This is a genomic window from Micromonospora echinofusca (assembly GCF_017614955.1).
Lineage (GTDB): Bacteria > Actinomycetota > Actinomycetes > Mycobacteriales > Micromonosporaceae > Micromonospora > Micromonospora echinofusca_A.
In genome coordinates this window covers 1-4282 of the sequence record NZ_WVUH01000483.1, presented here as the reverse complement: position 1 = coordinate 4282, position 4282 = coordinate 1, and the positions used below count along the sequence as shown (strand labels likewise).

The 4282-nt window shown below is 72.9% G+C and carries 3 protein-coding genes and 1 pseudogene; all 4 read right to left on the bottom strand.

Translation table 11 applies throughout. The features are described from left to right. Nucleotides 1-805: pseudogene (locus GSF22_RS31375) on the bottom strand (squalene--hopene cyclase); the annotation flags it as partial. A gap of 212 nt (nucleotides 806-1017) precedes the next feature. Beyond that, nucleotides 1018-2199: an adenylyltransferase/sulfurtransferase MoeZ gene (moeZ, locus tag GSF22_RS31370; RefSeq protein ID WP_208817532.1), complete on the bottom strand. Its 1182-nt coding sequence runs from the start codon at nucleotides 2197-2199 to the stop codon at nucleotides 1018-1020. A gap of 143 nt (nucleotides 2200-2342) precedes the next feature. Further along, entirely contained in the window at nucleotides 2343-3185 is an 843-nt protein-coding gene (locus GSF22_RS31365) for a DUF3152 domain-containing protein (protein ID WP_208817531.1), read from the bottom strand. 94 nt (nucleotides 3186-3279) lie between these two features. Continuing rightward, the gene (locus tag GSF22_RS31360) at nucleotides 3280-4146 is read right to left on the bottom strand and encodes a DUF3152 domain-containing protein (RefSeq protein WP_307804488.1); all 867 of its coding nucleotides are present in this window, start codon (nucleotides 4144-4146) and stop codon (nucleotides 3280-3282) included. Nucleotides 4147-4282 lie beyond the last annotated feature (136 nt).

Below are 4282 nucleotides of genomic sequence, written 5' to 3'. Positions count from 1 at the left end.
TCGCTGCGCTGGGTCTCGGCCAGCCGGCGACGGGCGGAGACCAGCGTCCAGTCGTCCCCGGCGACGCCCACCCGACGCAGGGTCGCCGCCAGCCACGCCACGTCGCCCGGGGACATCTCCGGCAGCCGCTCGTTGAGCACCGTCTGGATCCGGGCCGACTCGTAGAACATGGTCTGCCGGTACAGCACGGCGGCGCTCAGCCAACCGGTGGCGAGGTACGACGGCCAGGTCCCGTCCGGGCGGAGATGGTTGGCGAGCGCCTGCGCCGCCGCGTACACGACTCCGGCGTACACCCCGCCCACCCGGTCGTCGAGCGGCCCGGCGGCCCGCGCGTCGAGCCCGGCCGTGGTCAGCCAGAACCCGGCGTTCGCGGTGAGGTAGAGCTGGGCCTCCAGATCGCCGGGGCGGGCCCACGGCGGGGCGTCGGGAGCGAGGGACTCGTCCTCCTCCCAGGTACCGTCCCGGCGTTGCCGGGCCGCCAGCCAGTCCAGTGCCTTACGGGCGGCGGGCCGGCCCAGGGCGCCGAGGTCGTCGAGTTCGGCGAGCCGGAAGCAGGTGGCGTCGACGGAGGCCACCCCGTTCTCCCAACGCGCCGGCCAGCCGCCGTCCGGCAGTTGACCGGTCTCGGCAGTGTCCAGCACATCCGCCGGGGGCGGGGCACCGGTGCGCAGCCAGGAGAGCCGCGCACGGTCCACCGGGTCACCGTGTGCCACGACGAAGCCGATAGCGGCGTCAATATCGACCACGCGGCCAGGCTACCGGCGCAAACATGATTCCGCCTCACCAGGAAAGGCGGCGTGACCAGCCCCTCGGCGAGGTTTGATCCGGCTGACGGCCGGGTTTTTCGGGCCCCTTCGGCGACTCCGGTACGGCCCGCCGGTGCGCTAGGGCGACCTGCGGTGCGTCAGGGGCCCGCGCCGCAGCGGCCCGGACCGGCTCACGTCAGAGCGCCCGGTTGTTAAGAAAGGGGCCCCTCCTATACCGGAAACGATAAGAAGGGGCCCTTCCTTGCACGGGTCAGTAGGCGGGGAGGCTCGGGTCGACCTGCCGGATCCAGGAGATGATGCCGCCCTGTACGTGGACGGCCTCACGGAAACCGGCCGCCTTGAGCGCGGCGAGCGCCTCGGCGGAGCGTACGCCGGACTTGCAGTGCAGCACGATCTGCCGGTCCTGGGGCAGCTTGGACAGCGCCTCGCCGGAGAGGATGTCGCCCTTCGGGATGAGGGTGGCCCCCGGGATGCGGACGATCTCGAACTCGGCCGGTTCCCGCACGTCGACCAGGAAGACGTCCTTGCCGGCGTCCTGCCACTCCTTCAGCTCCAGGGCGGTGATGGTGGAGTCCACCACCGCCGCCTCGGCCTCCGGGGAGACCGCGCCGCAGAAGTCCTCGTAGTCCTCCAGCAGGTCGGTGACGGTCGGGTTCTCACCGCAGAGCACGCAGGCGGGGTCCTTGCGGACCTTGATCTTGCGGTAGCTCATCTCCAGGGCGTCGTAGACCATCAACCGGCCGACCAGCGGCTCACCGATCCCGGCGAGCAGCTTGATCGCCTCGTTGACCTGGATCGAGCCGATGGAGGCGCAGAGCACACCGAGGACACCGCCCTCGGCGCAGGAGGGCACCATCCCGGGCGGCGGGGGCTCCGGGTAGAGGCAGCGGTAGCAGGGGCCGTGCTCGGCCCAGAAGACCGACGCCTGGCCGTCGAACCGGTAGATCGATCCCCAGACGTACGGCTTGCCGAGGAGCACGGCCGCGTCGTTGACCATGTACCGGGTGGCGAAGTTGTCCGTACCGTCGACGATCAGGTCGTACTGGGCGAAGATGTCCCGGACGTTCTCCCGGTCCAGCGCGGTGTTGTGGATCTCGATGGTGACCAGCGGGTTGATCTCGCGGACGGTGGCCGCGGCGGACTCCGCCTTGGATCGGCCGACGTCGGACTGGCCGTGGATGATCTGGCGCTGGAGGTTCGACTCGTCGACGGTGTCGAAGTCGATGATGCCGAGCGTGCCGACACCGGCAGCGGCCAGGTACATCAGGGCCGGCGAGCCGAGGCCACCCGCGCCGACACAGAGCACCCGGGCGTTCTTCAGCCGCTTCTGCCCCTCCACCCCGACATCGGGGATGATCAGGTGACGCGAGTAGCGACGGATCTCGTCAACGGTGAGCTCGGCGGCGGGTTCGACGAGCGGGGGCAGTGACACGGTGGACTCCCCGGGTTCGGCGGCGTGTGCCGGGCCATTGTTACGCGCCGTCGCGTCGGTCGGCCATGAGGAGGGACACGCCGTCCGACATCCGGGAGTGGGAATAGGGGCAGCCGGGCGGGGGCAGGGGTGCCCGCCGGACGTCAGGGCACGACCGGGCCGGCGTACCGGACGCCGTCGAGGTAGGGCCAGGCGTTCGCCACGCACCCGCGCAGACCGTACGTCTGCTGCTGCATCACCGGGGCCGGCCGGCCCGGACCGGGGCAGTCCTCGTGCCCCTCGCCGAGTTCGTGGCCGACCTCGTGGTTGACCACGTAGGCCCGGTAGGTGTCCAGCGGTGCCCCGTAGTCGGGTACCGCCTCCATCCAGCGGGCCAGGTTGACGACCACCCGGCCGGGCAGCCGGCAGGAGGTGTACCGCTCGGTGACCAGGCCACCTTCGGCGCAGATGCGTTCCGAGGTGGCCGGGGTGGCGAGCAGCACGGTGAAGTCGGCGGGCTGGTCGGCCGGTACCCGCTGCATCCGCAGCCGACCCGACGCGGTCCAGCTACGCGGGTCGCCGAGGCTACCGTCGACGGCGGCGGCGAACTCGGCGGCTGTCACCCCGGACCGGTCCTCGACCTCGACCCGGTACCGGTGCAGGTCACCCGCTGTGCCGTGGACCGGTCCGGAGCCGGCCGCCGGCTGGAAGGTGCCCGGGCCGGTCACCGGGTAGGCCGGTACACCGGGCTCCGGCAGCGTGGTCTGCGCCGGAGCGGGTCGCGGAGCCGCTGATCGGGGTACCCGGGATGCCGGTGCCGCCGACCGGGCGGGCGGCCCGGCGACGCCGGGTTCGGGGCTCGGGTCGCCACCGCCGGTCGGGGTCGGGCCGGTCTGCGACGACACGAGGGCCAGGCCGGCCAGCAGGGCCGCGACGGCGAACAGGACCGCCCCGGTGACCGGGACGATTCGGGTACGGCGGTACGCCCGGCCGGTAGGGGTCCTCATGACTGCCCAGCCTGGCCGACCGTTCCCGGATGTTTCTCGCTTTCCGTCCCGAATCCACCGGACGGTACCCGGGCAGGGACAGCCGGGGCCGGGCCTAGAGCGGCGGGCCGGCGTGCCGCCGACCGGCGAGGTACGGCCAGGGATTGGCCACGCAGCCCCGGAGGAAGAGGGTCTGCTGCATCATCACCGGCGCCGGTCGACCCCGCCCCGGACAGCGCTCGTGGCGGTACCCCAGTTCGTGCCCGACCTCGTGGTTCACCACGTACGCGCGGTAGGTGGCCAGCGGCACCTGCGCGGAAACGAAGTGCGGCACCGAGAGCCGCCACCGGTCGAGGTTGACGATGACCTTGCCCCGGGCCCGGCAGGAGGTGTACGGCACCCCGCCGACCATGATGTTCACCCAACCGGCCGCGCACATCTCCCGGGCGGTCCGGGCGGTGGCGAGGAAGACCGTGAAGTCGTGGGCGGCGCCGGCCGGTACCCGTTGCAGTCGCAGCCGACCGTCGGCGGTCCAGCCCGACGGGTTTCCGAGCGCGCCGTCCACCTCGTTGGCGAAGGCGGCGACGTCCTCGCCCGATCCGTTCTCCACCGCCACCCGGTACCGCCGCAGCGCACCGGCCCGGCCCCGGACCGTCCCGGCGGTCATCTCGTAGCTGAAGGTGCCGGTCCCGGCGGTCGGCGGCGCCCCGGGCATCCGCAGCGTGCCGGTCGAGCCGGCCGTCGGATCGGGACCGGGCGGAGCAGGCCGGGCGGGCGGGGTCGGCGCGGCAGTGGACGGCGTGCCGGTCCCGGTCGGGCCGGACGTCCCGGTGGTCCACCCCGTCGGGGTTCCGGACGGTACCGGCTCCTCCTGCGCCGTCGGCACACCGGTACGCCCACCGGCGACGTGGACCCCGCCGACCAGAGCGGCCAGCAGGGCGGCACCGAGCAACGGGGCCCAGACGATCCGGTCGATCCGCACCACAGGCCCCCTCACCGCTCGGCTGCCAGGTCCCCGGCTGCCGGTGACACGTCCGGCTGTCGGGCTCCCGGCGACCGCTGACACGTCCGGCGTACCGCAGCCGGTCGAACCCCGCACACCGCTGCCGACCGTACCC